The sequence below is a fragment of the Cryptosporangium arvum DSM 44712 genome (assembly GCF_000585375.1).
Lineage (GTDB): Bacteria > Actinomycetota > Actinomycetes > Mycobacteriales > Cryptosporangiaceae > Cryptosporangium > Cryptosporangium arvum.
Map to the genome: position 1 here is coordinate 274,372 of NZ_KK073874.1, position 22,236 is coordinate 296,607.

Annotated in this window: 16 protein-coding genes; 10 read left to right on the forward strand and 6 right to left on the reverse strand. The window is 71.0% G+C overall.

Features of this window, described 5'->3' with window-relative positions:
- Nucleotides 1–2: 2 nt before the first annotated feature.
- Both CRYAR_RS01320 and CRYAR_RS01325 read left to right on the forward strand, forming a co-directional pair.
- Nucleotides 3–3,512, forward strand: a complete 3,510-nt coding sequence (locus CRYAR_RS01320) for an adenylate/guanylate cyclase domain-containing protein (RefSeq protein ID WP_035847772.1) — start codon at nucleotides 3–5, stop codon at nucleotides 3,510–3,512.
- Between the two features lie 78 nt (nucleotides 3,513–3,590).
- Nucleotides 3,591–5,411 carry a serine/threonine-protein kinase gene (locus CRYAR_RS01325; RefSeq protein WP_169744979.1) on the forward strand — a complete coding sequence of 607 codons (1,821 nt, stop codon included), beginning with the start codon at nucleotides 3,591–3,593 and terminating at the stop codon, nucleotides 5,409–5,411.
- A gap of 20 nt (nucleotides 5,412–5,431) precedes the next feature.
- Here CRYAR_RS01325 and CRYAR_RS01330 read toward each other — a convergent pair whose 3' ends face one another.
- The gene (locus CRYAR_RS01330) at nucleotides 5,432–6,106 is read right to left on the reverse strand and encodes a Crp/Fnr family transcriptional regulator (RefSeq protein ID WP_035847775.1); all 675 of its coding nucleotides are present in this window, start codon (nucleotides 6,104–6,106) and stop codon (nucleotides 5,432–5,434) included.
- Between the two features lie 228 nt (nucleotides 6,107–6,334).
- Between CRYAR_RS01330 and CRYAR_RS01335 the strand changes: the two genes are divergently transcribed.
- The 8 genes from CRYAR_RS01335 to CRYAR_RS01370 all read left to right on the forward strand — a co-directional run bounded on the left by CRYAR_RS01335 (nucleotide 6,335) and on the right by CRYAR_RS01370 (nucleotide 12,275).
- The gene (locus CRYAR_RS01335) at nucleotides 6,335–7,273 is read left to right on the forward strand and encodes a serine/threonine-protein kinase (protein WP_169744980.1); all 939 of its coding nucleotides are present in this window, start codon (nucleotides 6,335–6,337) and stop codon (nucleotides 7,271–7,273) included.
- A 10-nt stretch (nucleotides 7,274–7,283) separates the two neighbouring features.
- Nucleotides 7,284–8,015: an endonuclease III gene (nth, locus tag CRYAR_RS01340; RefSeq protein ID WP_245620367.1), complete on the forward strand. Its 732-nt coding sequence runs from the start codon at nucleotides 7,284–7,286 to the stop codon at nucleotides 8,013–8,015.
- Nucleotides 8,012–8,593 carry a TlpA family protein disulfide reductase gene (locus CRYAR_RS01345; RefSeq protein ID WP_035847779.1) on the forward strand — a complete coding sequence of 194 codons (582 nt, stop codon included), beginning with the start codon at nucleotides 8,012–8,014 and terminating at the stop codon, nucleotides 8,591–8,593. Before nth ends, CRYAR_RS01345 begins: the two co-directional genes overlap by 4 nt.
- 181 nt (nucleotides 8,594–8,774) lie before the next feature.
- Entirely contained in the window at nucleotides 8,775–9,431 is a 657-nt protein-coding gene (locus tag CRYAR_RS01350) for an NUDIX hydrolase (protein ID WP_035859981.1), read from the forward strand.
- Between the two features lie 64 nt (nucleotides 9,432–9,495).
- Nucleotides 9,496–9,900, forward strand: coding sequence for a cupredoxin domain-containing protein (locus tag CRYAR_RS01355; RefSeq protein ID WP_035847781.1), 405 nt, complete (start codon nucleotides 9,496–9,498; stop codon nucleotides 9,898–9,900).
- A 44-nt stretch (nucleotides 9,901–9,944) separates the two neighbouring features.
- The gene (locus CRYAR_RS01360; RefSeq protein WP_035847783.1) at nucleotides 9,945–11,126 is read left to right on the forward strand and encodes a MarP family serine protease; all 1,182 of its coding nucleotides are present in this window, start codon (nucleotides 9,945–9,947) and stop codon (nucleotides 11,124–11,126) included.
- Between the two features lie 43 nt (nucleotides 11,127–11,169).
- A complete protein-coding gene (locus CRYAR_RS01365; RefSeq protein ID WP_245620368.1) occupies nucleotides 11,170–11,865 on the forward strand; it encodes a hypothetical protein in 696 nt (231 codons plus the stop codon).
- Nucleotides 11,862–12,275: a hypothetical protein gene (locus tag CRYAR_RS01370; RefSeq protein ID WP_051569581.1), complete on the forward strand. Its 414-nt coding sequence runs from the start codon at nucleotides 11,862–11,864 to the stop codon at nucleotides 12,273–12,275. Before CRYAR_RS01365 ends, CRYAR_RS01370 begins: the two co-directional genes overlap by 4 nt.
- Here the strand turns inward: CRYAR_RS01370 and CRYAR_RS46690 are convergent.
- The 5 genes from CRYAR_RS46690 to CRYAR_RS01390 form a co-directional block, all read right to left on the reverse strand.
- Nucleotides 12,226–12,726 (reverse strand): hypothetical protein, encoded by a 501-nt coding sequence (locus CRYAR_RS46690; protein WP_157017230.1) that lies wholly within the window; start codon nucleotides 12,724–12,726, stop codon nucleotides 12,226–12,228. The genes CRYAR_RS01370 and CRYAR_RS46690 overlap by 50 nt on opposite strands.
- Before the next feature lie 239 nt (nucleotides 12,727–12,965).
- Complete coding sequence (locus CRYAR_RS01375) at nucleotides 12,966–13,889, reverse strand: type VII secretion protein EccE (protein WP_035847786.1); 924 nt, start codon at nucleotides 13,887–13,889, stop codon at nucleotides 12,966–12,968.
- 2,043 nt (nucleotides 13,890–15,932) lie between these two features.
- A complete protein-coding gene (locus CRYAR_RS01380; protein WP_035847788.1) occupies nucleotides 15,933–17,615 on the reverse strand; it encodes a WXG100 family type VII secretion target in 1,683 nt (560 codons plus the stop codon).
- Between the two features lie 12 nt (nucleotides 17,616–17,627).
- Nucleotides 17,628–18,200 carry a hypothetical protein gene (locus CRYAR_RS01385; protein WP_157017236.1) on the reverse strand — a complete coding sequence of 191 codons (573 nt, stop codon included), beginning with the start codon at nucleotides 18,198–18,200 and terminating at the stop codon, nucleotides 17,628–17,630.
- Nucleotides 18,201–18,276: 76 nt separating this feature from the next.
- On the reverse strand, nucleotides 18,277–22,230 hold the full coding sequence (locus CRYAR_RS01390; protein WP_035847793.1) for a type VII secretion protein EccC: 3,954 nt from the start codon (nucleotides 22,228–22,230) through the stop codon (nucleotides 18,277–18,279).
- Between the last annotated feature and the right edge of the window lie 6 nt (nucleotides 22,231–22,236).

The following is a 22,236-nucleotide window of genomic DNA, read 5'->3' on the forward strand; positions in this document are numbered from 1 at the left end:
CCATGACCTGTCCGGTCTGCGGCACGGTCGCGGTGCCCGGTGCGCGGTACTGCCACCACTGCGGTACCCGCTTGCCGGACGTCGAGCCGACCGGGTTCGCGACCGAACGTCGCGTCGTCACCGTGCTGTTCGGTGACCTGACCGACTTCACGGCCTGGTCGGAGGACCTCGACCCGGAGCGGGTCGGGCGGCTGACCGACCGGGTGCTGGCGGCCTGCGCGCAGGCCGTCACCGCCTTCGGCGGCCACGTCGACAAACTGACCGGCGACGGCATCATGGCTGTTTTCGGCGCCCCGGTCGCTCACGAGGACGACCCGGAGCGCGCGGTCCGCTCGGCCCTGGCCATGCAGCGGGCAGTCAAGCGGGTCATTGAGGACGAGCTGGGCGGTGGGCGCCGGCTGGGCCTGCGGGTGGGGGTCAACACCGGCGAGGTCGTCGCCGGGGTGCAGGCCGCCCTCTCGTACACGGTCATCGGCGACACCGTGAACACCGCGGCCCGGCTCTCCGACGCGGCCGGCATGGGCGCGGTCTACGCCGGTGCGCGTACCCAGCGTGCGACCAGGGACCGGGCCGCGTGGCGTCGGTTGCCGCCGTTGCGGTTGAAGGGCAAGCGAGCGCCGGTCGAGGCGTACGAGCTCCTCGGGCTGCGTGACGCCGCGGGCATCCGACCCGGGCTCGGCGACGAGGCGCCGTTCGTCGGGCGCGAGGTCGAGAGCGGCCGGCTGCTCGGACGGTTCGCGGAGGTCGCCGAGGAGAACGAGCCGCGCGTCGTCGTGGTCACCGCCGAGGCCGGAGCGGGCAAGACCCGGCTCTCGGCCGAGCTCGCGCGGATGGTCGGCGACTCGTTCGGGGCGCGTGCGCTCTCCACCCGCTGCCCGGCATTCGGCGAGACCGGCCGGCTGGCGCCGCTGGCCGACCTGGTGCGTCAGGCGTGCGGCGTCGAACCGGACGAGCCCGACGAGCGGATCGCCGAACGCATCCGCCGGGTCGCCACCGACCTGCCCGACCCCGGGCTCGGCCCCGGCGGCGTCGAGGTGCTGTTCGACCTGGTCGACGTCGAATCCGACGTCGACGCGCTGACCGGCGTACCCGGGATCTCGACCGCGGCCGGGCGTCGGGCACGGGTGCCGGAGGTGATGGCCGCGCTGCTGGGCGGCCTGGCCGTCACCGAGCCGGTCCTGGTCGTGGTTGACGACGTCCACAACGCGTCGCCGGAGACGCTCGACGCGCTCGGAGGCCTCGTCGAGCGGCTGGACGGTGCGGTGCTCGTGCTGCTGCTCGGGCGTCCCGAGCTGGTGCGTACGCACGGCCTGCTCACCCGTCTGCCGGGGGCCGAGCCGATGCCGTTGCCGCCGTTGACCGGCGCCGCGGTGTCGCGGCTGCTCCGGTCGTACCTGGGCGGCCCGCTGGACCGGGCCGACGAGACACGCCTGCTCGCCACCGCCCAGGGCAACCCCTTCTACCTGGCCGAGCTGGTCTCGCTGCTGGTCGAGCAGGGCCGGCTGACCGGGGGCACGAGCGGGTGGCGGCTCGCGCCAGGCGGCTTCCGCGGCCGGCTGCTCTCGTCCGACCTGGCCGCCGTGCTGACCGCTCGCATCGACGCCCTGCCGAGCTACCCGCGGGCCGTGCTGCGTGACGCGGCCGTCGTCGGGGACCGGGTTCCGGCCGGGGCGCTGGAGGAACTGCAGGGCAGCCGCCGAGCGCCGGTGACCGTGACGGCCGACCTCGACCGCGCGCTCGGCGACCTGATCAGCCGCCGGATGCTCCGGCGCACCGCGAGCGGCGGCTACGGCTTCGTCACCGCGCTGATGCGCGAGGCGGCCTACAGCGGCATCGGCCACGCCGACCTGGCCGCCCGGCACGCCCGGATCGCGCGCTGGGCCGAGTCCGGCCCGATCCGCGGCCTGTCCGACGTGGAGCGCGACGAGTTCGTCGCGCGGCACGCCGAGCGGGCCCTGCGGCTGGCCGACCAGATGTCGCTGCCGCCTTCGCACGAGTCCAGGCGGGTGGCGACGATCGGCGTGGCGGCCCTGCACGGCCTGGCCGAACGCACGATCGCGGTCGGGGAACCGGCGCGGGCCCTCCGGCTGCTGGACCGGGCGATCGCGCTGCTGCCCGCGGGCGACCGGGGTCCGGTCTCCGACGACGATCTGCGCCTGCTCCGCTCGCGGGCACTGCTGGCCAGCGGGCGTACCGAAGAGGCGCGTGAGCTGGCGTCGTCGGTGGCCCTGGGAGAGGGCTCGGTCGCGGTGGCCGCGCTGCTGGTCAAGGGCGAGGCCTTGCGTGCGGCCGGGGAGACGCGCGCGGCGGTCGCGGCGTGGAGCCTCGCGCTGCGCAAGTCGCGCGCGGCGGAGCTGCCGAACTGCGAGAGCGAAGCGCTGCGCCGGCTCGGGATGCTCGACTACCTGGGCGGGCGGCTGCCGCTGGCCGAGCGCCGGTTCACCGCCGCCTACCGGGTCGCGTCGGCGTGCGGCGACGGACCGGGGACCGCGTGGGCGCTGCAGCACCTGGCGTGGTCGGCGACGACCCGCGGCGACTTCGGCCGGGCCGACCGGGTGCTGGAGGAGGCCAGGGCGGTGTTCGCCCGGCTGGACGACCCGGCCGGGCGCTCCTGGGTCCGCGGGACGACCGCGTTCGTCCGCCTGCTGGAGGGACGCCTGCACGAAGCACGTCGGCTGGCCGAGAAGTTCGTCCCCTACGCCGAACGGGTCGCCGACGGCTGGGCGGTGGCCGCGCTGCGGATCGTCGACGCGTTCGCGGCGGCCGAACTGGGCGACCTGACCCACGCCACCCAGCAGGCCGACCTCGCACACGCGGCGTTCCTCACCGGGCACGACCCGTGGGGCGCCAGCCTCGCGCTGACCGTCCGCGGCGTGATCGCCCGGGGCATGGACCGCCTCGACGACGCCGTCGACCTGCTCAGCGAGGCGCTGGAGACGGGGGCGCAGGTCGGGCACCCGCTCACCGCGGGCATCGCGCTGACCGTGCGGGGCTACTGCTACCTGGCGGCCGGTGAGCTGGCCGCGGCCGAGGCCGACGCGGTGCGCACGCTCGAACTCATCGAGCCGCTCGACGTCGACCCGTCGACCCGGGTGGGGCCGCTCGTCCTGCAGGCGCAGGCCCGGCGGTTGTCCGGTGACCGCGACGGGGCGCTGCAACTGCTGGGCGAGGTCGTGAACGATCCCAGCGGTCCGTCGCTGCTGTTCCCCCGCCGGCAGGCGCTGGCGCACTACGCCGGCGTGCTGCTCGAGGCGGGCAAGTCGGAGGAGTCGCTCGAGTGGGCGCGCCGGGCGTCGCGGGTGCCCGCGGAGGACGTCCGCAGCCGGGTCGTCTCGCGCCGGGCGCTGGCGGTGTCGCTGGCGGCCACCGGAGCGTTGTCCGAGGCGCTCACGGCCGCGGACGAGGCGGTCGCGCTCGCGTACGGCACCGAACAGGCTTCGGAGCGCGCCGCCAGCGACACCGTCCGTGACCGCGTTGCGCTGGCTCACGCACTGGAGCGACCGTCCGGTTAGTGACACCAGTGCTTAAGAGCACCTATGGCGAGACAGCTCACGACCCATCACTCGCGGGAACTCGGTACGGTCGTCCACGTGCGAAGTGAGGCGTCCGGAACCCAGCCGGCATCACCGGTGGCCGGTCTGTCCGATCTGACCGTTTTGGCCCGTGGTGGTTACTCGACCGTGTACCGCGCGCGCCAAGACTCGATCGGACGCGAAGTCGCGCTCAAAATCGACACCAGGGCCCTGCAATCCGAGCGTGACCGCAGGCGTTTCGTCCGCGAGGCGGAGTCGGCGGGCCGGATGTCCGGGCACCCGAACGTCGTCAACATCTACGACGCCGGTGTCACCGAGGACAACCACCCGTACCTGGTCATGGAGCTCTGCACCGGCGGCTCGTACGCCACGCGCCTGCGCCAGCACGGGCCGCTCTCCCCGGTGGAGGTCCGCGACGTCGGGGTGAAGATCGCCGACGCGCTGCAGGCCGCGCACGACAACGGCATCCTGCACCGCGACGTGAAACCCGGGAACATCCTGATCAACCGGTACGGCGTGCCCGGCCTGGCCGACTTCGGTCTGGCCGCGCTGCCCGATCCGAGCCGCGAGCTGTCGGTGACGATCGAGGCGCTGACACCGGCCTACGCGCCGCCGGAAGTGTTCCGGATGGAACCGCCGTCGCCGCTCGGTGACCAGTACGCGCTCGGCGCGTCGCTGTACGCGCTGTTGTCGGGGCGTCCGCCGCGGTGGCCGGAGACCGGAACGCCGAGCCTCGCCACGATGGTGATGATGCTCGACGAGCCGATTCCCGACATCCCGGGGATCCCGGCGAACCTCTCGGCGGTGCTGCGGCAGGCGATGGCCCCGTACGCGGAGGACCGCTACCCGACGGTGGGGGAGTTGCGTGACGCGCTGGCGGCGCTCGACCTCGACTCCGACACCGGGTCGCGGCACGGCGCGTTCGGGGGCACGCCGCCGGTGACACCGTCGTCGGGCGGTCCTTCCGGGGGTCGCCCTTCGTCCGGGGGGCCTTCGTTCGGTGCGCCCTCCTACGGGCCGCCGTCGTCGGGTGGTGGCAGTTACAGCGCGCCCGGTGCCGGCTGGCAGCAGGCGCCGCCGACGGGGCCGCCGATGGGTGGGCAGCCCCCGACGTCGGCGTTCTCCAGCAGCCCGTTCAGCCCGGTGCAGCAGGTCTCGGGAGGGTCCGGCGGCAAGCCGGCAGGCGGCCCGCCCTACGGCCCGCCGCCGCACGGCTTCCACGCCCCCCAACCGACCAAAGAGGGCCTCTCGCCCCAGACCAAGCGGCTGATGGTCATGATCATCGCGGTCGCGGTCGCACTGCTGATCTGTGGCGTCGTCGGGTCGGCCCTGCTGGCCGTCGTCGGGGATTCGGACACGACCACGGACTACGAGCCGGTGCCGGAGGAAACGACCGGGCCCGCGCCGACGGACGCGACGCCGGTCCCCAGCCCGACGCGCTCCGGCGAGCTGCCGGGCTTCCCGCTGGACGGGTTGCCGTCCGCTACCGGAACCGTCGGTGCGTTCGGGAGCGTGTGCGAGGTGGCAGTGGTCGCGGCGAGCGGCACCTCCGCGCAGGCGTCGTGCCCGGCGAAGCCCGAGTGCTGGCGCGACCGGTCGGACGGCGGTATCCGATCCCGCGGCTGCACCAACAACCACACGTGGGAGACCTACGTGATCGGGACGCTCGCGTCGAGCGCCACCGACGCCAAGGCGATCAGGAACGACCCGAACGTCCAGCTCCTGTGCTCGCCGACCGTGCTGGAGGCAGCGTTGTCGACGACCGGTCAGGACACCGCCGGGTGGCGGACGACCGTGTCGGCGTACGGCGCCACCAAATTCCGTTGCCTGGCCGGCAAGGGCACCGACGAGCTGAAGCAGGCCTACTTCGTGAAGTAGGCCTGCTTCAGGTCAGATTTTCAGCGGGCGCGGCGGGAGAGGCGCTCGGGGTCGAGGAGCACGACGCTCTTGCCCTCGAGGCGGAGCCAGCCGCGCGACGTGAAGTCGGCCAGGGCCTTGTTCACGGTCTCGCGGGACGCCCCGACCAGCTGCGCGATCTCTTCCTGCGTCAGGTCGTGGGTGAGGCGCAGCGCGCTGCCCTCCCGCGTCCCGAACCGCTTCGCGAGCTGCAGCAGGTTCTTCGCGACGCGACCAGGCACGTCGGTGAAGATCAGGTCGGCGAGTGCGTCGTTCGTGCGACGCAGACGCCGGGCCAGCACCCGGAGCAACTGCTCGGCGATCTCGGGCCGGTTGGTGATCCACGGCCGGAGCGACTGCTGCCGCATCCGCGCGACCTTGGCGTCGGTGACCGCGACCGCGCTCGCCGTCCGCGGGCCGGGGTCGAACAGAGAGAGCTCGCCGAACAGGTCCGACGGACCCATCACGGCGATCATGTTTTCGCGGCCGTCGGCAGCGCGACGACCGACCTTGATTTTCCCGGACATCACGATATACAGCGAGTCACCGAGTTCTCCTTCGGAGAAGATCGTGTGACCCTTCGGGATGTCGAGGTACTCCAGGTGGGCCGCGAGAGCCTCAGCTGACTCCGGCTCGACCCCCTGAAACAGCCCTGACCGGGCAAGTACCTCGTCCATGACCCCACCTCCAGCAGCGGCCGATTGGCCTTGAGTCTATGGGGCGCGTGGGACGGGACCGGCAATGACCCGCTCCCGACTCCCTTGATCGTTTCGGTTTCCGCACTTTAGGGCATCGGAAAAAGACGGACGGATAGCCTGAAATGGTGGTGCTGTCCGGTGTCCGACTCGTAGCGGCACCGGTGCATCGTAGGCTTTCAATCCGGTAGTCGGATGACGGGAGGCCGGGTGGAGATCGCTTTCCCGGTCCCGGGGTACACGATGCTGTCGGTGCTGGGTAGCGGCGGTTTTTCCACCGTTTACCGAGCACTGCAGGAGTCGATCGGCCGCGAGGTCGCGGTGAAAATCGACCACCGGATTCTGCTCGACGAAGCCGACCGCGCCCGGTTCCGGGCCGAGGTGCGCGCCGCCGGCCAAGTTTCCGGCCATCCGAACGTGATCGACATCCACGACGCCGGAATCACCGTCGACGGGCGTGCCTATCTGGTCATGGAACTCTGCCCGGCCGGGTCACTCGCCGACTACCTCCGTCAGCACGGCCCGCTGCCGCCCGACCGCGTGCTCGACATCGGCGTCGCGATCGCGGACGCACTCGCGGCCGCGCACCGCTACGGGGTGGTGCACCGTGACGTGAAACCCGCGAACGTTCTCTACGACCGCTACGGCCACCCCGAGCTCGCGGACTTCGGCCTGGCCGCGCGGTACGACCCGACGACCGAGTCGATGTCGACGCTGGAAGTGCTCACCCCCGCCTACGCCGCGCCCGAGATGTTCTGGTCGCGGCGGCCGACACCGGCGGTCGACGTCTACGGGCTCTCCGCGACGCTCTACGCGCTGCTGTCCGGACGTCCGCCGCGGTGGCCGCTCGCGGAAGCGAATCCCACCGACGCCGAGATCGCGGCCCTGCACTCCGCGCCGATCCCGGGAATCGAAGGCGTGCCGGACGCGGTGATCACCGTGCTGCGGGCCGGCATGGCCCGTGAGCCGGAGAAGCGCCTGCCCACGGCCGGTGCGCTCCGGGACGCGCTGCGAGCCGCGCGGGACACGGTGGGGAACTCGACCGACCGGATCTCCGACCCCGGTGCCCCTGGCGCCGATCACGATCTGGCCGATCAGCCCACCGCCCGCCTTCCCCGGCTGCGCCCTATTGTCAGAGGGGAGTCGTAGTCTCTCTGGCGTGACAGTCGCCGTCGAGAGTCCGCTGGCGTTGAAGCGCCGGGCGCGCCGAATGCATCGAATCCTCACCGAGACCCATCCCGACGCGCACTGCGAACTCGACTTCACGACGCCGCTGGAGTTGGCGGTGGCGACGATCCTGTCCGCACAGACCACCGACGTGCGGGTCAACCTGACCACGCCGACGCTGTTCGCGAAGTACCGCACGGCGGAGGACTACGCCGGTGCCGACCGCACCGAGATGGAGACGATCCTCAAGCCGACCGGTTTCTTCCGGGCCAAGACCAACTCGCTGATCGGGCTGGGTCAGGCGCTCGTCGAACGGTTCGACGGCGAGTTGCCGCACACGCTCGGCGAGTTGGTGACGCTGCCCGGCATCGGGCGCAAGACCGCGAACGTCGTGCTGGGGAACGCGTTCGACGTCCCGGGCATCACGGTCGACACGCACTTCGGGCGCCTGGTGCGCCGGTTCGGCTGGACCGCGGAGGAAGACCCGGTCAAGGTCGAGCACATCGTCGGCGACCTGTTCCCGCGCAAAGACTGGACGATGCTCAGCCACCGGCTGATCTTCCACGGCCGCCGGGTCTGCCATGCGCGCAAGCCCGCCTGCGGCGCCTGCACGCTGAAGGCGCTGTGCCCGTCGTACGGCACCGGCCCCACCGACCTACCGGCGGCGGTGAAGCTGCTCAAGGGCCCGCGTGTCGACGAACTCGCCGCGATGGTGGGTGCGTGAAGCGTTTACTGGCCGTCGCGCTCGTGGTGCTCCTCGCGGGGTGCTCTAGCAGCGGTCCGGCCGACGTCGAGCCGAAACCGACGAAGGCGGCGTTCGCGAGCAGCAAGTTCGCCGCGTGCCCGGCGGCGGCGGGCTCGGCGCCGGCCGACAGCCCGCTGCGGAGCGTCGAGCCGCTGTTGTGCATGGATCCGTCCGGGAAAAAGGTGACGATCGGCGCGCCGACCGGGCATCCGGTGGTGCTCAACCTGTGGGGCTCCTGGTGCCCGCCGTGCGGCAAGGAGATGCCGGCGTTCGTCCGGCTCGCGGCGTCGGCGGGTGATCGGGTGAGCGTCGTCGGGGTCAACACGGCCGACGACGCCTCGCGCGCGGTCGCCGCGGCCGACGAACTCGACGTCCGGTTCGCGAACGTCTTCGACCGTGGCGAGGAGGTGCGGAAGGCGCTCGGCGTCAACGCGCTCCCGGCCACCGCGTTCGTCTCCGCGGCCGGTGAAGTCGTCCACGTCCATCGCGGTACGCCGCTGACCGACGCGACGTTGAACGCTCTGGTCCGGCAACATCTCGGGGTGACGGTGGAATGACCGGGGCCGTCCGCACCGTTGCTCTGCTCGTGCGAAACCGTCGGCGACTGTGCGATCACGCGCCGCGGGGGCACTCTGGTGTGGTGACGACGCGAGAAGCGGTGCCGCAGTGAGCTTCCCGGACGTAGGCCCGGACACGCCTGGGCATCCCGAACCCGGCGCCGAGACGCTCCCGTCGTGGCTGCGCCGGCTGGTGGACGCGTTGCCGCGGGTCCGCAGCGAAGAGATCTCCCGGTTCGTGCCACCCCCCGACGGCAGCGGTCGTCCGTCCGCCGTGCTGATCCTGTTCGGCGAGGGCCCGGACGGGCCTGACGTCCTCCTGCTCCAGCGCGCCGCGACGCTACGCAAACACGCGGGCCAGCCGGCGTTCCCCGGTGGTGCCACCGACCCGGGCGACGACGGGCCGGTCGGCACCGCGTTGCGTGAGGCGAACGAGGAGGTCGGGCTCGATCCGGCCTCCGTCCACGTCATCGGCGAGCTCCCGCCCGTGCTGATCCCGGTGTCCGGCTTCGTCGTCACCGGTGTGCTCGGCTGGTGGGAACGGCCGCACGCGGTCGGCCCGGCCGACCCCGCCGAGGTCGCCACCGTCGCCCGGGTGCCGATCGCCGATCTGGTCGACCCGGCCAACCGCTTCCGGGTACGTCATCCCAGCGGCATCGCCGGTCCGGGCTTCGACGTCTGCGACATGTTCGTGTGGGGGTTCACAGCCGGTCTGATCTCGTTCGTCCTCGAGCTCGGAGGGTGGGCCGAGCCGTGGAACCGCAACTCCATGCGTGACCTGCCGGCCGAGGATCTCGCGCTGGCGATGCGGACGCGTCCGCCGGATGCCGTCCGGTGACCTGGTAGCAGTTAGCTACGGTGGCCCTGTGCATTTGTCGCGTCGTCCCGGGGCTCTGACCCCGTTGGCGGCCGTCGTCGTGCCGGTGCTCGCCGCCATGCTCTCCGTGCTCGTCGTCGGAGCATGTTCGAAGGGCGGGCCGGGCGGTGAGGCGAGTGAATCGCCGACGACGATGGCGAGCGCGACGGCCGGCACCGACGGTGTCCAGTCGATCACGATCACCGGTGACGACCAGCTCCGTTACGAGCCGTCAGTAATCAGGGCCAAGCCTGGCAAATTGCGAATAACACTCCGGACAATTGGCGGAACGCCCCACGATCTGGAGGTCCGTCCCGCCAAGATCAATACCGGCTTGGTGTCCACGGACCAGGAACGGTCGATCGAGGTCACGCTCAGTCGCGGACGCTATGACTTCGTATGCACGTTCCACCTCACGTCGAACATGGTGGGCGTCATCGACGTGAGTTGAGATATGAGTTTGACCGCGACGTAACTGCACCGGAAGGACCTCGAGTGGACGGAAGCCTCCTCGACCTCGCTTTGCTCGTCGGAATCGTGGGCTTCGCCGTGAGCGGATACCGCCAGGGGTTCGTCGTCGGGGCACTGTCGTTCGTCGGGTTCTTCGGGGGAGCGCTGTTCGGTGTCCAGTTAGCCCCGGTGATCGCGAACCAATTCGCGAGCCAGACCAGCAAAGTGGCGACCGCGCTCGCGGTCGCCTTCGGTTGTGCGCTGATCGGGCAGGTCCTCGCGGTGGCGATCGGCAGCCGGGTGCGTGCCGGCATGCGCTCGTCCAGCCTGCGGGTGGTCGATGGCTTCGGCGGGTCGATCGTTTCGGTCATCGCGTTGCTCCTCGTCGCCTGGATGGTGGCGACGCCGCTCGCGTCGTCGTCCTCGCCGTGGCTGGCCGGGCAGGTGCGCCGGTCGGTCATCATTCCCGCGGTCAACGACGCCGTGCCCGACACCGTGCGCTCGCTCTACGACCGCTTCGGCGACGTCGTCGAGCAAGGTGACTTCCCGCAGGTGCTGGGCCCGCTGACACCGACCGAGGTGCGCCCGGTCGCTCCGCCGGACAATGCGCTGGCACGCTCGGAAGTGGTCCGCGCGTCCGAGCAGTCGGTCGTCAAGGTCATCGGTCAGGCGCCGTCCTGCGATCGGCGGCTCGAGGGCACCGGCTTCGTCTACAGCGACGGCCGGGTCATGACGAACGCGCACGTGGTCGCCGGCACCGAGGACGTCCAGGTGGAGTCGCTCGGCGAGAAGTTCCAGGCGAAGGTCGTCTTCTACGACCCGAACGTCGACGTCGCGGTGCTCGACGTCGACGGTCTCGACGCCCCGGTGCTGAATTTCAACCAGCGGGCGGCCAGCGGGGACGACGCGATCGTCGTCGGTTACCCGGAGGACGGCCCGTACACCGCAACGGCCGCGCGCATCCGGGACGAGCGGACGATCAAGGGCCCGAACATCTACCAGTCCGGGCAGGTCACGCGCGAGGTCCTGATGCTGCGCTCGCAGGTCCGGAGCGGTAACTCCGGCGGTCCGCTGCTCTCCAAGGACGGCACGGTCTACGGCGTCGTGTTCGCCGCCGCCGTCGACGACAAGGAAACCGGCTTCGCGCTCAGCGTCGACCAGGTCTCCGACGCCGCCGTGCAGGGCAAGCGCGCCACCGAGGAGGTCAGCACCCAGGGCTGTGACTGACGAGCTGAGTGCCGCGCTCGCCGCGCTGCGGGACGCTGATCTCGTGGTGCCGGTACCGCCTGTCGAGCCGCTGACGTGGGCGACGGTTTCGGTATCGGGGCAGACGTGGCTACCGGCGTTCTCGTCGGCGGCGTTGGTCTCCGAGCCGTCGCGGCCGATCGCGTTCCGCCAGCTCGCCGCGTTCTGGCCCGATCCCGGGTGGGGGCTGGCCGTCGACCCGGGGCTGCCGTCGCAGTTGCTGTTGGAGGCGGGCACGGTGGCGCGGCTGGCCCGCGAGCCGATCGGCGGTGGTTTGCTGCAGATGGTGGTCACGTTCGACCAGGTGACCGCGTATCTCGGCGGCGAAGCGCTCGATATCAGTGGTTTTGCGCATGCTGTTGATGACGCTTCGTTGCCGGGGTCTCCTGGGCCGTTGCTGGAAGCTCTCGGACTTCCCGCTTCCGACGACGTCTATCTGCTGCGATGGTTCTCGGTGGGCCCGGCGCTGTACCGGATTCCGTACGGCTGGACCGACGAGGCCGGCGCAGCGGCGATGTCGGGCTGGGTCGTCGAACCGCCGCCGTTCCGGGGCACCGGCTTCGTGGCCGGCCCGGCGCTGGTGATCCGGGAGTACAAGGTGGATGGCCTGATGCCGCCGCACGGCAGCGAGATCTTCCACCTGCCGGTCGACGGGCCGGAGCGGCGTATCGCGGTGTTCGACGCCGACCACCGGCGCTGGCTGATGGTGCGCCGGTCATGAACTACCGGGCGACCTGGCGCGGCCAGACGTACGAGGCGTTCCCGGCCCCGCCGTCGCCGGAGATCCGGCTGTATTCGGACGTCGCCGTGGACGGGTTCGAGCTCGTGGGGGAGGGGCGATGGCGGCGGGTGGTGCCGCTGGACTCGGTGTCGCAACTGACGTACGTGCGGGTGGTGGGGGTGTGGCGTGGGGAGCCGGTGCTCGTGCGCTCGTTCTCCGAGGACGGTTTCGCGTGGGTCGAGTACACGGGCGGCAACGCGGTAGTGGCCGGGAGGCTGGGGTGCGAGCGGGTAGCGCGGGGGGTTTATCGGGCTCGGGTACGGGCTCTCGAGCTGGGTGACGTTCGGGAGGACGAGGTTGTCATCGACCTCGAAGAGCTGAACCGAAGTAGTGGTGCTCGACCGGCGTGACGCCGAGCCGGCCGTGCCGGACGCCGTGGTTGCTCATGACCGTGAGGGTGTCGGCGGGTGGGTGGGGTTCGGTTTTTTGGGGGAGTAGGCCGGTTTCTTCGGGGGTCAGTGGTTGCAGGAGTAGGAGATCGGCGTGGTCGACGAGGGCGGCTTCGCGGTGGGTCAGTGCTTCGCGGATGGTCAGGGTCGTCGTCCAGGGGGTGGTGGGTAGGTCGGGTGGACGTCCGTACGGCGGTGCGTCGTCGATGTAGAGCAGGGGTTGAGTTCGGCGGCCGCTTTTTGGGTGGGTGGCGATCGGCTGGCTGGTTTCCGGGGTGGTAGTGGCCTCCGGGGTGGTGGCGGCCTCCGGAGTGGTGGCGACCGGCTGGACGGGGGTGCCGTGGGCGGCAATCGGAGCCCACTTGGCCGGACGGGCCGTGCTGACGATTACGTGCGCGCCGGTGGTGAGCACGCGGAAAGCGATGAGCTGGGCACACGCGAGGGAACCGACAAAGACCGCCCGGGTCGGGGCGGGGCGGAAGAGACGGACCCCGAGCGGGACACGATGCGACTGGTGGCCGAGGACGACACCGTCACCACCGACCCGGAGCGAGAGCGCGGAGCCGGAAGTCGAGACAACCTGCGTGGGCACGGCACCAGGGGAGACTTCGGAAGGCGGCCGGTGCGCGGCCAGCGGAGGTCGACGGCGCGTCATCGGAGAAACGCACCCAACGGAAGCGTCGAAGCCACACCCCGAACATGCTCACCGTCCATCCGACGAAGCCGAAGCCCCAGCGCCGTGGCCGCCGCGATCACGGCTTGGGTCGCCCGGTCGACCTCCGACCGATCAGCGGCCACGAGCCGTATCGATGCCTCGACCTCGACCCCTCCACCGGCACGCCGGATACCGAGCGCCAGCACCGTGGGTACACCCGCCACCTCGGGCAGCCGGTCGATCATGGACAGGTCGTTGCCCCCAGCCACCGACAGGGTGACCGATGCACAGGCCGGTGTGAGCCAATGCGCCCACTCCTCACCGATCGCGTCCGGGTCGTACCCGAGCTCGTCGATGGTGCCGGCGAGCTCATCCGGCTCGAGAACATGAGTGGCGAAGCCCGACTTGCCGAGCCGCCGCTGAGTACGCCGGATCGCGCCCGTGAGCGCAGCGCGCAGCTCGTCGACATCGGGCCCGGCGCGCTCATTGGTGCGCACCGCTTGCAGAGCGACCCAGCCGTGCCGACGGGCCGGAATCGACGCGTCCGGCAGCGGCACGGTCTCCACCACGGTCTGCGCGGTGATGGGCGGCTCCCCCACCTCGGCCATCGGCAACAGGGCGAGCAGGGACGGGAGCGGAACCGGAGCGTCAACTTCCGGCCGGATTTCGAGCACGGCGGTGAGGCCACCTTCATGGGTGACGACGCCTGCGGTGCGACTCGGGTGGTCGGGCAGATCGATCTGACCGATGCGCGCACCGGGGGCGACCGCGGTGAGGATGAGGGGTTCGGGCGCATTGGTCCGCTGCCAGCGACGGCGGCGAAGTGAGTAACGGGTGACCAGACCGAGCCATTCGTAGGCCCATCGCCCGCGGAATCGGACCGCGGTGAGGGCGATGACGAGCGCCGCGAGAGCAGCCACCGAGAGGGTAAGAGGGAGGGGGCGGCTGATGGTGGCGACGACCGCGGCGGCTGTGGCCTGCCAGCAGGCGATCTGTCCTGGGCGGATGGGGTTGGTTTGGGCGGCTGGTTTGGTGGGGGTGGTTGTGACTGGGGTTGGTCTGGTCGAGATGGCTGCTGCTGCGGCGGTTGGTTTGGCTAGGGCGGTGGCGGGTGCCGCGGCGGCGGGGGTTGCTGCTGTTCTGGCGGCGGGGGTTGCTGCAGTTCTGGCAGCGGGGGTTGCGGTGTGGGGCACAGCGGCCAGGCGCGCCGCGGCGGCGTGAGATGCGGGGTGAGATGCGGCGGCGTGCGCCGCGATTGTGTGGGGGGTAGTTGCGCGTGGGGTGCCTGCGTGGGGGTTGGCAGTGTGGGACACGACCGCTTGGCGGGCAGCCGCACGCGCCGTCATTGCATTCGAGGCAGCGTGCGGTGCCACTCCAGGTGGTGCTGTGCGCGGCGCGACGGTATGTGGAGCGGTGCGCGGCGCGACGGTGTGTGGAGCGGCGTGCGGCGCGACGGTGTGTGGAGCGGCGTGCGGCGCGATGGCGTGTGGTGCGGCCTGCGGCGCGACGGCGGAGGAGGCAGCGTGCGGTGCGACTGAGCGTGGCGAGGCGTGAGGCGCCATTCCATGTGGGGCAGCGTGCGGCGCGACGGCGTGCGAAACGGCGTGCGGCGCGACGGTGTGTGAAGCGGCGTGCGGCGCGACGGTATGTGGGGCGGCGTGCTGTGGGGCGGCGTGGGGCGCCACTTCGTGTGGGGCGGAATGCGGCGTGATTGCGTCCGGCGCGGCCGCGTGGAGGGCAGTGTGCGGTGCGACCGCATGCACGGCAGCGGCACTGCGCGGAGATGTATTGGGTGGAGCTGTAGGAGCGTTGGGTGCGCCGACAGCATGCGGCGCGATCGCATGCGGGGTACTGGCGGCGCGCGCAGTCGTGGCAGCGTGTGATGTCGGGTCGGCTATGGATACCGCGGGTGTCGGAGTGACCGCCCTACCCGTTGCGACGGGTCGAGAAGTGGCACCGTCTGCACGACCCGCCGTGCCGAGCCGTGGTTGGGCTCCGACCCCAGCCACCGCCCCGGGCTGGACCACAGCACGACCCGTTGCCTCCGGGCGCGCGGTAGCACTGGGGTGAGCCGCCGGCCCTGACCCTGCTTCACCGCGGGGGTATGCCGCCAGCCCTGGATGCGCTTCGCCGTTGGGGTAGGTCGCCCGTCCTGAGCGCGTTTCGCCGTTGGGGTAGGTCGCCCGTCCTGAGCGCGTTTCGCCGTTGGGGTAGGCCGGCCGCCCTGAATGCATTTCATCGCTGGGGTAGGCCGCCTGCCCCGAACGCCCATCATCGCTGGGATAAGCCGCCGGTTCCGGACTCATTTCCACGCCAGGGTGGGGCGCCGCCGACGGACGCGCCCCGGCGACGGCGCGAGGAGCGGTATCGGGGGCGGGACCGGGCGCGTGGTCCGTGCCGGGAGTGGCCTGGCGATGGGCGGCGGGACGGGGTTGTGTCGCTGCGGGCCAGCGGGCCGCTTCGGCTGGGCGCGCGGTGGGGAGAGATCGCGGAGCGGGAGGAGCAGCGGGCACAGCGTTGGCCGGCGGGAGGTCTGCGGCGACTGGAAGGCGGCTCGGTGACCTCGACGGATTTTCGGATGAGCTCGACGAACTCTCTGGGGAGCTCGGCGGACTCTCCGAGGAGTTCGACGGACTGTCTGGGTAGTTCGATCGATGACCCGGGACGTTCGACCGACGATCCGGGGAGTTCGATCGATGACCTGAAGTGGTCGGCGATTGGCCTGGTCGGGTCGGCGGTTGGCTCGGGGCAGCGGGCGGCACGGCCCAGTTCGGCGTTCCAGCCGAAGGCGGGCAGTCGTTGGGAGACGGAGCGGGCCACACCGGCGCGGGCGGCGGGGTCTCCCAGTCCGGAGTCACCGAGCCGAGGCGGGTGGTACCGGGCGTTTCCGTCGGCGATGGAGCGGCATGGCGACCACCGCTGGAGCGAGCCGGCGAACTCGGATCGACGGTCATTGTCACTCCTTACGAGGCGGGGGCCCGGCCGAGCGCGGGCCCGGCCGGCTGGGCGGCGGGGGAAGTCGGGCGTTCGATCACCGGCGGCGCCGACTCCGCCGGAGCGAACGACTCCTCCGGCACGGAGGCCAGATCGGGACCGGTGCGGCGGACTTCCACCGCTGGACGAGTGTCAGGTGGCTGAATACCGCGCGGGGCGGCCCGCCCGGTGAGTTCCGGGGCAGACGTCGTCGCAGGGGCGGATGCCAAGGGCGGCATCGATCCGCGGCGGCCGCCGAGTGAGGGCGGAGCGGGGGAGCGCGGTGCTATCGAAGAGGCATCCGCCACCCGCTCGTGAGCCGTCGGCGGGGTGCGGTGGAACTCGGACGGCACGCTGCCGGGCGTCGACATTGGCTTGGGTGGGGCACCGACTCGGCCGGGAAGGCGTGGCGGCGCCGCCTTCGGGGGTGCCTTCTCGGTGCGGCTCACCGCGAGCGGGGCGGATCGGCCGCCGAGGCGTGGCCCAGCCATGGGCGGCACGGCTGGGCGTCCACTCGCGCGCTGAGCCGATCCGTTCCGGGGGGCACTCGGCGTCGTACGTGTACGACCGGGAAGAGCAGGCACGGCGGGCTTCGCCGGGGCTCGCCGGCCGGAGACCGGCGGCACAGCGGAACGAGTGCGGGGTCCGGTGCGTCCAGGCAGTGCCGGTAGGGCGGGTGCTGATGCCGGACGCGCGATGGGCGGACGCAGCGGTGCGGTGGGCGGTCGAGTCGCCAGGACCGGCGCGACCGGAGGCCGGGCCACCAGTGCCGGGACCGCAGGTGGCCGAGCTCCGGGAAGCGCGGGCGGTGTCGGCGGAATCGGCAGCGCGCCCGATGGCGCCTCGACCGAGGGAACCGGAACGGCCGGCGGTGCAACAACCGGAATCGTAGGCGTGGCCGGCCGCACCGGCGGCAGACCCGGGGCGCCAGGGAACGTCGGCCGAACGGACTTGAACGTGGTTGGGCCTTTGAACTTGCCCGGCAGGGTGACCCCCGTCGTCGCCGCCGACGAGAAGTGCTCAGCGAGCTTCTTGACCAGCGGAAGCGCCAGCGCGGTGTACTTCCGGTCGATCTCGTCCTGCGGCACCGAATCGCGCGCCCACCGGTACAGGAAACCGCCGTCGGCGATCGACTTGCTCTGGCTCAGCATGCCGACGAGGTCGTTCAGGTCCTGTCCGGTGAGGGCATCGGCATCCTTGTCACGCTTGGCGCGCTGGTTCGCCGACTCGGTGAGCCAGTCGCGGTAGATGCGCCGCACTTTCGGTTGCGTGGTTCGGACGTCGTCGGCGAGCCGGCCGATCGTCGCGGCGTTGGTGGACGCGGCTTCGATCCACTGGTCGAGCGAGAACAGCGAGCCGCCGACCCGCTCGAGAAAAGCCCGTGACGCCTCTCCGGTCCATTGCGGAGCAAGCCGCCCACCCGCACCGCTCAACCCGGTCTTGGCACTGGTGAGCTGCGTTGACAGAGTTCGCCAGTTCCCGGCGAGATCCGCGATCTTGGTGGCGTCGAGACCTTCGATCATCGGCCAGAGCACGCGGATGTGCGCGACCTTCACCTCGTCGGTGAAATCGGTGACACGTTGCAGGTGCGCGGTTCCCTCCGGCACGTAGGTGTCGTGCTCCGCGACGCGGACGCTGCCCGGCTCCCACGTGTAGCCGTAGTAGTCCTCCATGTCCCCTCCGGGTCAGAGTTGGAAGGGCCGGTTCTGGTAATCGGCGGACTCCGCGTCGGGAACGTCCGGACCGCCGCCCGGGAGCGGGGGACGTTCGCCCCGCTCCGGTGTTCCGGCGTGGTATCCCGTCGGATCCTGTGCCGTCTTCTTCGAATCAGCCGGCTTTTCCTCGGTCGCCTCGGCAACCGGCTGCGAATCTCCGAGCTGAGGCACGAACGCGTCGCTGACCTGTTCGATCGTGGCGCTACTCAGTGCGTCACCATCGCTGTACTGAGTAGCGATGCCCTCGGCAGCGAACCCGAGCGCGACCAGACCGAGGACGACGTCCCCCGCGAACCGCCCCGCCGCCTGGGCGTAGTCGGCCATCAAGTGACCGAAGTAGACGGCCTCACCCATCGGAGCCACCGGGTGGGTGCCGCTGCCCGTACCGGTGCCCATGAACCCCAGAACGTGCTGGGACATCGTGACCGCAAAATTGTTTCCGAGGCCGGTGACCAGGTCGTCCTGTCCGGCCGATTTCACGTCCGCGCCGAAGGTTCGCAGTGCCGGCAAGCTGGCACGGACGGTCTCATCGCGGTCAGCCATGACGCTCCCCATTCCTGCTGTCGCTGAGCGTGCGGATTTACCACGGGTGACTCACGCCGCAGGTTCACGGCGGCCATCAGCTGGACGGCGGCAGCCATCCGAGCTGGATCAGACGGGAGCCTTCTTTGCGGGTGACGAACCAGGCCCGTCCGGGAGGCAGTGCCTGCGGGCGAACGTTGCCGAGCAGGACGCCTTCGTCCCGGTCACCGGACATCACCAGACCGGGCGAGCCGAGCTCGCGCAGGCGCAAGAGGAGCGAGTCGTACAGTGCCCGGCCGGCCCCGCCACTGCGCCGGGCGACGATCAGATGCAGCCCGACGTCGCGCGCCTGTGCGAGCAGTTCGAACAGCGGGCCGAGGGGGTTGGTCGACCCGGACGACACGAGGTCGTAGTCGTCCACGAGGAAATACAGGTCAGGACCACGCCACCAGGTGCGCTCGCGAAGTTGCTCGGGGGTGACGTCCGGCCCGGGGAGCCGGTTACGCATCACGGTGGCCACCTCGTCGACGATCTGCTCGGTGACCGGCGCGGACGAGCCGTATCCGATCAGGTGGCCGGGTGAGACCTCGTTGAGCAGCGTCCGGCGGTAGTCGACGACGATCAACCGGGCCTCGTCAGGCGCATGGGCGTCGGTGATTCTCCGTGCGAGCTGACGCAGGAACGCGGTCTTGCCGGATTCGGAATCACCGAACAACAGGAAGTGCGGGTCGGCCGTGAAGTCGACGGAGACCGGACCGAGGTCGGACTCCGCGATCCCGATGAGTGTTTCCGGACCGACCAGCGACGCGTACGGCACCTCGGCCGGCAGCAGGCGGACAGGGGGAGCGGTCGGACCGGACCAGGCGTTCGCCATGTCCTGCACGAGCTTCGCCACGCCGTCACTCAGGTCGGCGGTCTCCGACCGGCTGTCCACGCGCGGAAGGACTCCGAGGAAGTGGAACTTATCGGCGGTGATGCCGCGCCCAGGCGTGCTGTCGGGAACGTTCAGAGCGGTTCGACGATCCAGATAGGAGTCGGAGGGCTCGCCGAGACGAAGCTCGAGCCGCGTACCGAGGACGTCCCGCAGCGCCGGTCGCACGTCCATCCACCGGGAGGCGCTGATAAGCACGTGGATGCCATAGGAGAGGCCGCGGTTCGCCAGGTCGGTGACCTGGGATTCGAGCTCCTCGAAGTCGTTGCGAAGCGTCAGCCAGTTGTCGACGACGAGAAAGACGTCGCCGAACGGATCGTCGCCGTACTCGCCTTGCTCCCGACGTCGTCGGTAGGTGGACATGCCGTCGATGCCTTCGCGCGCGAATCGGCGCTCCCGGTCGAGCAGCAGTGTGCGCAGTTCGGCGATGGTCCGGCGTACCTTGCCTTGCTCCAGACGGCTCGCCACCCCACCGACGTGCGGAAGGTCGCGCAGCGCGGCGAGGGCTCCGCCACCGAAGTCGAGGCAGTAGAACTGGGCTTCCCGCGGCGTCTGACCGAGCGCGAGCGCGGCGACGATCGAGCGCAACAGCGTGCTCTTGCCGCTCTGTGGGCCCCCGACCACCACCGCATGCCCCTGGCTACCGGAGAAGTCCAGCGTGAGCAGGTCGCGGCGCTGCTCGAGCGGACGGTCGACGAGGCCGACGACGGCTCGGAGCGCCCCGCGGCGGCTGGGGTCGGTGACCGTCAACCCCCGCCCGGGCTCGACCGCCAGCGGTGGGAGCAACTGGTCGAGTGTCGCGGGTTGGTCGAGCGGAGGTAGCCATACCCGGTGTGCCGGTACGCCGCGGCCCTGCAGCCGCTCGACCAGGATGTCGAGGAGGCTCTCGCCGACGCCTTCGTCCGGATCCGGAACCGGCGGTTCGCTCTCGTCCTTCAGCTCGCCGCGAAGCGGTTGGTAAGCCGTGGAGAACGGCCGCACCGGCGTGCTCTCAGCACTCGAGGTCTTGGCCCGGCGGCCGCCTTCGCGGTAGACGCCGGAGACGTACGCGCCGCGGAAACGCGTCATCTCCTCGGTGCCGAACTTCAGGTATCCGTGGCCTGGGGCGCGGGGTAGCTCGTAGGCGTCGGGGACGCCGAGAACGACCCGGCTCTCCATCGAGGAGAACGTCCGCAGGCCGATGCGGTAGGAGAGGTGCCCGTCGAGTCCGCGTAGGCGCCCTTCCTCGAGACGCTGGGACGCGAGCAACAGATGGACGCCGAGCGAGCGACCCAGGCGGCCGATCTGCACGAACATGTCGATGAAGTCGGGTTTGGCGCTGAGCAGCTCGCTGAACTCGTCGCAGATGATCAGCAGGCTCGGGAGCGGATCGAGCGGTGCCCCAGCTGCTCTGGCCTTCTCGTAGTCGCGCACCGACTCGAACTTGCCGGCGGCGCGGAGCACCTCTTGGCGACGGCGGATCTCGCCGTTGATCGCGTCGGTCATGCGGTCGACCAGGGGTAGTTCGTCCTCCAGGTTCGTGATCACCGCGCTGGTGTGCGGCAGCCGGTCGAGCTTGGTGAACGTCGCGCCGCCCTTGAAGTCGACCAAGACGAAGTTCAGCAACTCCGACGAGTGCGTGGTGGCCAGGGCGAGCACGAGTGTGCGCAGCAGCTCGCTCTTCCCCGAGCCGGTGGCGCCGATCAGCAGACCGTGCGGGCCCATGCCGTCCTGCGCCGATTCCTTCAGGTCGAGCTCGACCACGGCGCCGTTCTGCCCGACGCCGATCGGAACCCGGAGTCGCTCGCGGCTCGGCCGGGGACGCCACGCATTGGCCGGATCGAACTGCCGGGGCTCGCCGAGGCCGAGGAGCTCCGCCAGTTCCATCTCCGCGGTGAGCGGGCGTTCGCCGCGGGCGGCCGCGGAGAGCCGCAGGGGTGCGAGCTGCCGCGCCAGCGATTCGGCTTGAGCGGTGCCCAGCTCGTCAGCGGAGCCGATGTCGGCGTCGCCCTCCATGGTGGTGCTGCGGAGCCGGCCGGTGCGATCGACGTCGAGTACCAGCACCGTCGCGTCGAGCAGGCGGAGTGGAGGGGCCGCCAGATCGATCAGCGTCACGCCTTCGATGCCGTTGTCGGTCGCCAGGTGATCGGACCCGGCCGGATCAGCGCCGTCGAGGAGAACGACGAGATGCGGTGCCACCTCTTGGCCGGCACCGGTCGGGTTGAATCGAGGCCTCCCGGAGAGCAGGTCGTCGAGCATCGCCTCCGCGGCCATGACGGTAGGCGCGACCAGCCGTACGGGGCCGAGCGCATCGGTGCGCTCAGGGTGCTGCGCGTGCGGAAGCCACTTGACCCACTCCCAGCGGACCAGCCGGTCGGGTGCCGCACAGATGACCACGCGCACGTCGTCCGGAGCGTGGAAGGTAGTGACCTGGGCCAGCAACGCACGGGCCAGTCCGTGCACGTGGGCGCTGTCGCCACGTAAGTAGATCCGGGCGAAGCCGTTCAGGGCCAGAGCCACCGGCATGTCGGGGACGACGGCGTACGTGGTGACGAACCGGCGGAGAGCTTGGGCGCAGAGTGGCTCCAGATCATCGGACGCGGTGATCGCGGGAGGCACCATCGGGGTGGCCAGATCCTGCGGGCCGAGGCCGATGCGGACCACCGCGAAGTCGTCGTCAGCAGGGCGGCGTTCCCATAGGCGGTAGCTCGCCGCGGTGGTCCACAGCGTGGCGGGCTCCGGATGGCGGTAGAACATCGCTTCGCGCTGCGTCTGCACAGCCGTGCGCGTGCGGCGGCGCAGCTGAGCCAGGTGACGCATGTACTCGCGGCGCTGCGACGCCATCTGCTGCTTGTTCGGCTGCCCGGAGTACGACCCGAGTTGCGTGCTCAGCATGCCGATCGCCGAGAGGCCGAACAGGCCGCCGGTCACCCAGCGCAGCGTGCTGCCCGCGCCGCCGGTGCCGGCGAACATCAGGGCCATTGCCGCAGAACCGGCGAGCATCGGCAGCATCATCATGGCCTGACCCCACGCGCGACCGCTGGGCGGCGGGATCGCAGGAGGCGCGTCCAGGATCAGCTCGCCTTCCGGGAACCCGGGCGCGGGGCGACGCGGTGGCCGCTTGACGATGACTGTGCCCACCGATCC

Excerpts from the sequence above, each read along its gene's own strand:
- CRYAR_RS01380 (WP_035847788.1), bottom strand. The coding sequence starts at position 17,615 with ATGGAGGACTACTACGGCTACACGTGGGAGCCGGGCAGCGTCCGCGTC.
- CRYAR_RS01385 (WP_157017236.1), bottom strand. The coding sequence starts at position 18,200 with ATGGCTGACCGCGATGAGACCGTCCGTGCCAGCTTGCCGGCACTGCGA.
- CRYAR_RS01330 (WP_035847775.1), bottom strand. The coding sequence starts at position 6,106 with ATGGACGAGGTACTTGCCCGGTCAGGGCTGTTTCAGGGGGTCGAGCCG.
- CRYAR_RS01370 (WP_051569581.1), top strand. The coding sequence starts at position 11,862 with ATGAACTACCGGGCGACCTGGCGCGGCCAGACGTACGAGGCGTTCCCG.
- CRYAR_RS01320 (WP_035847772.1), top strand. The coding sequence starts at position 3 with ATGACCTGTCCGGTCTGCGGCACGGTCGCGGTGCCCGGTGCGCGGTAC.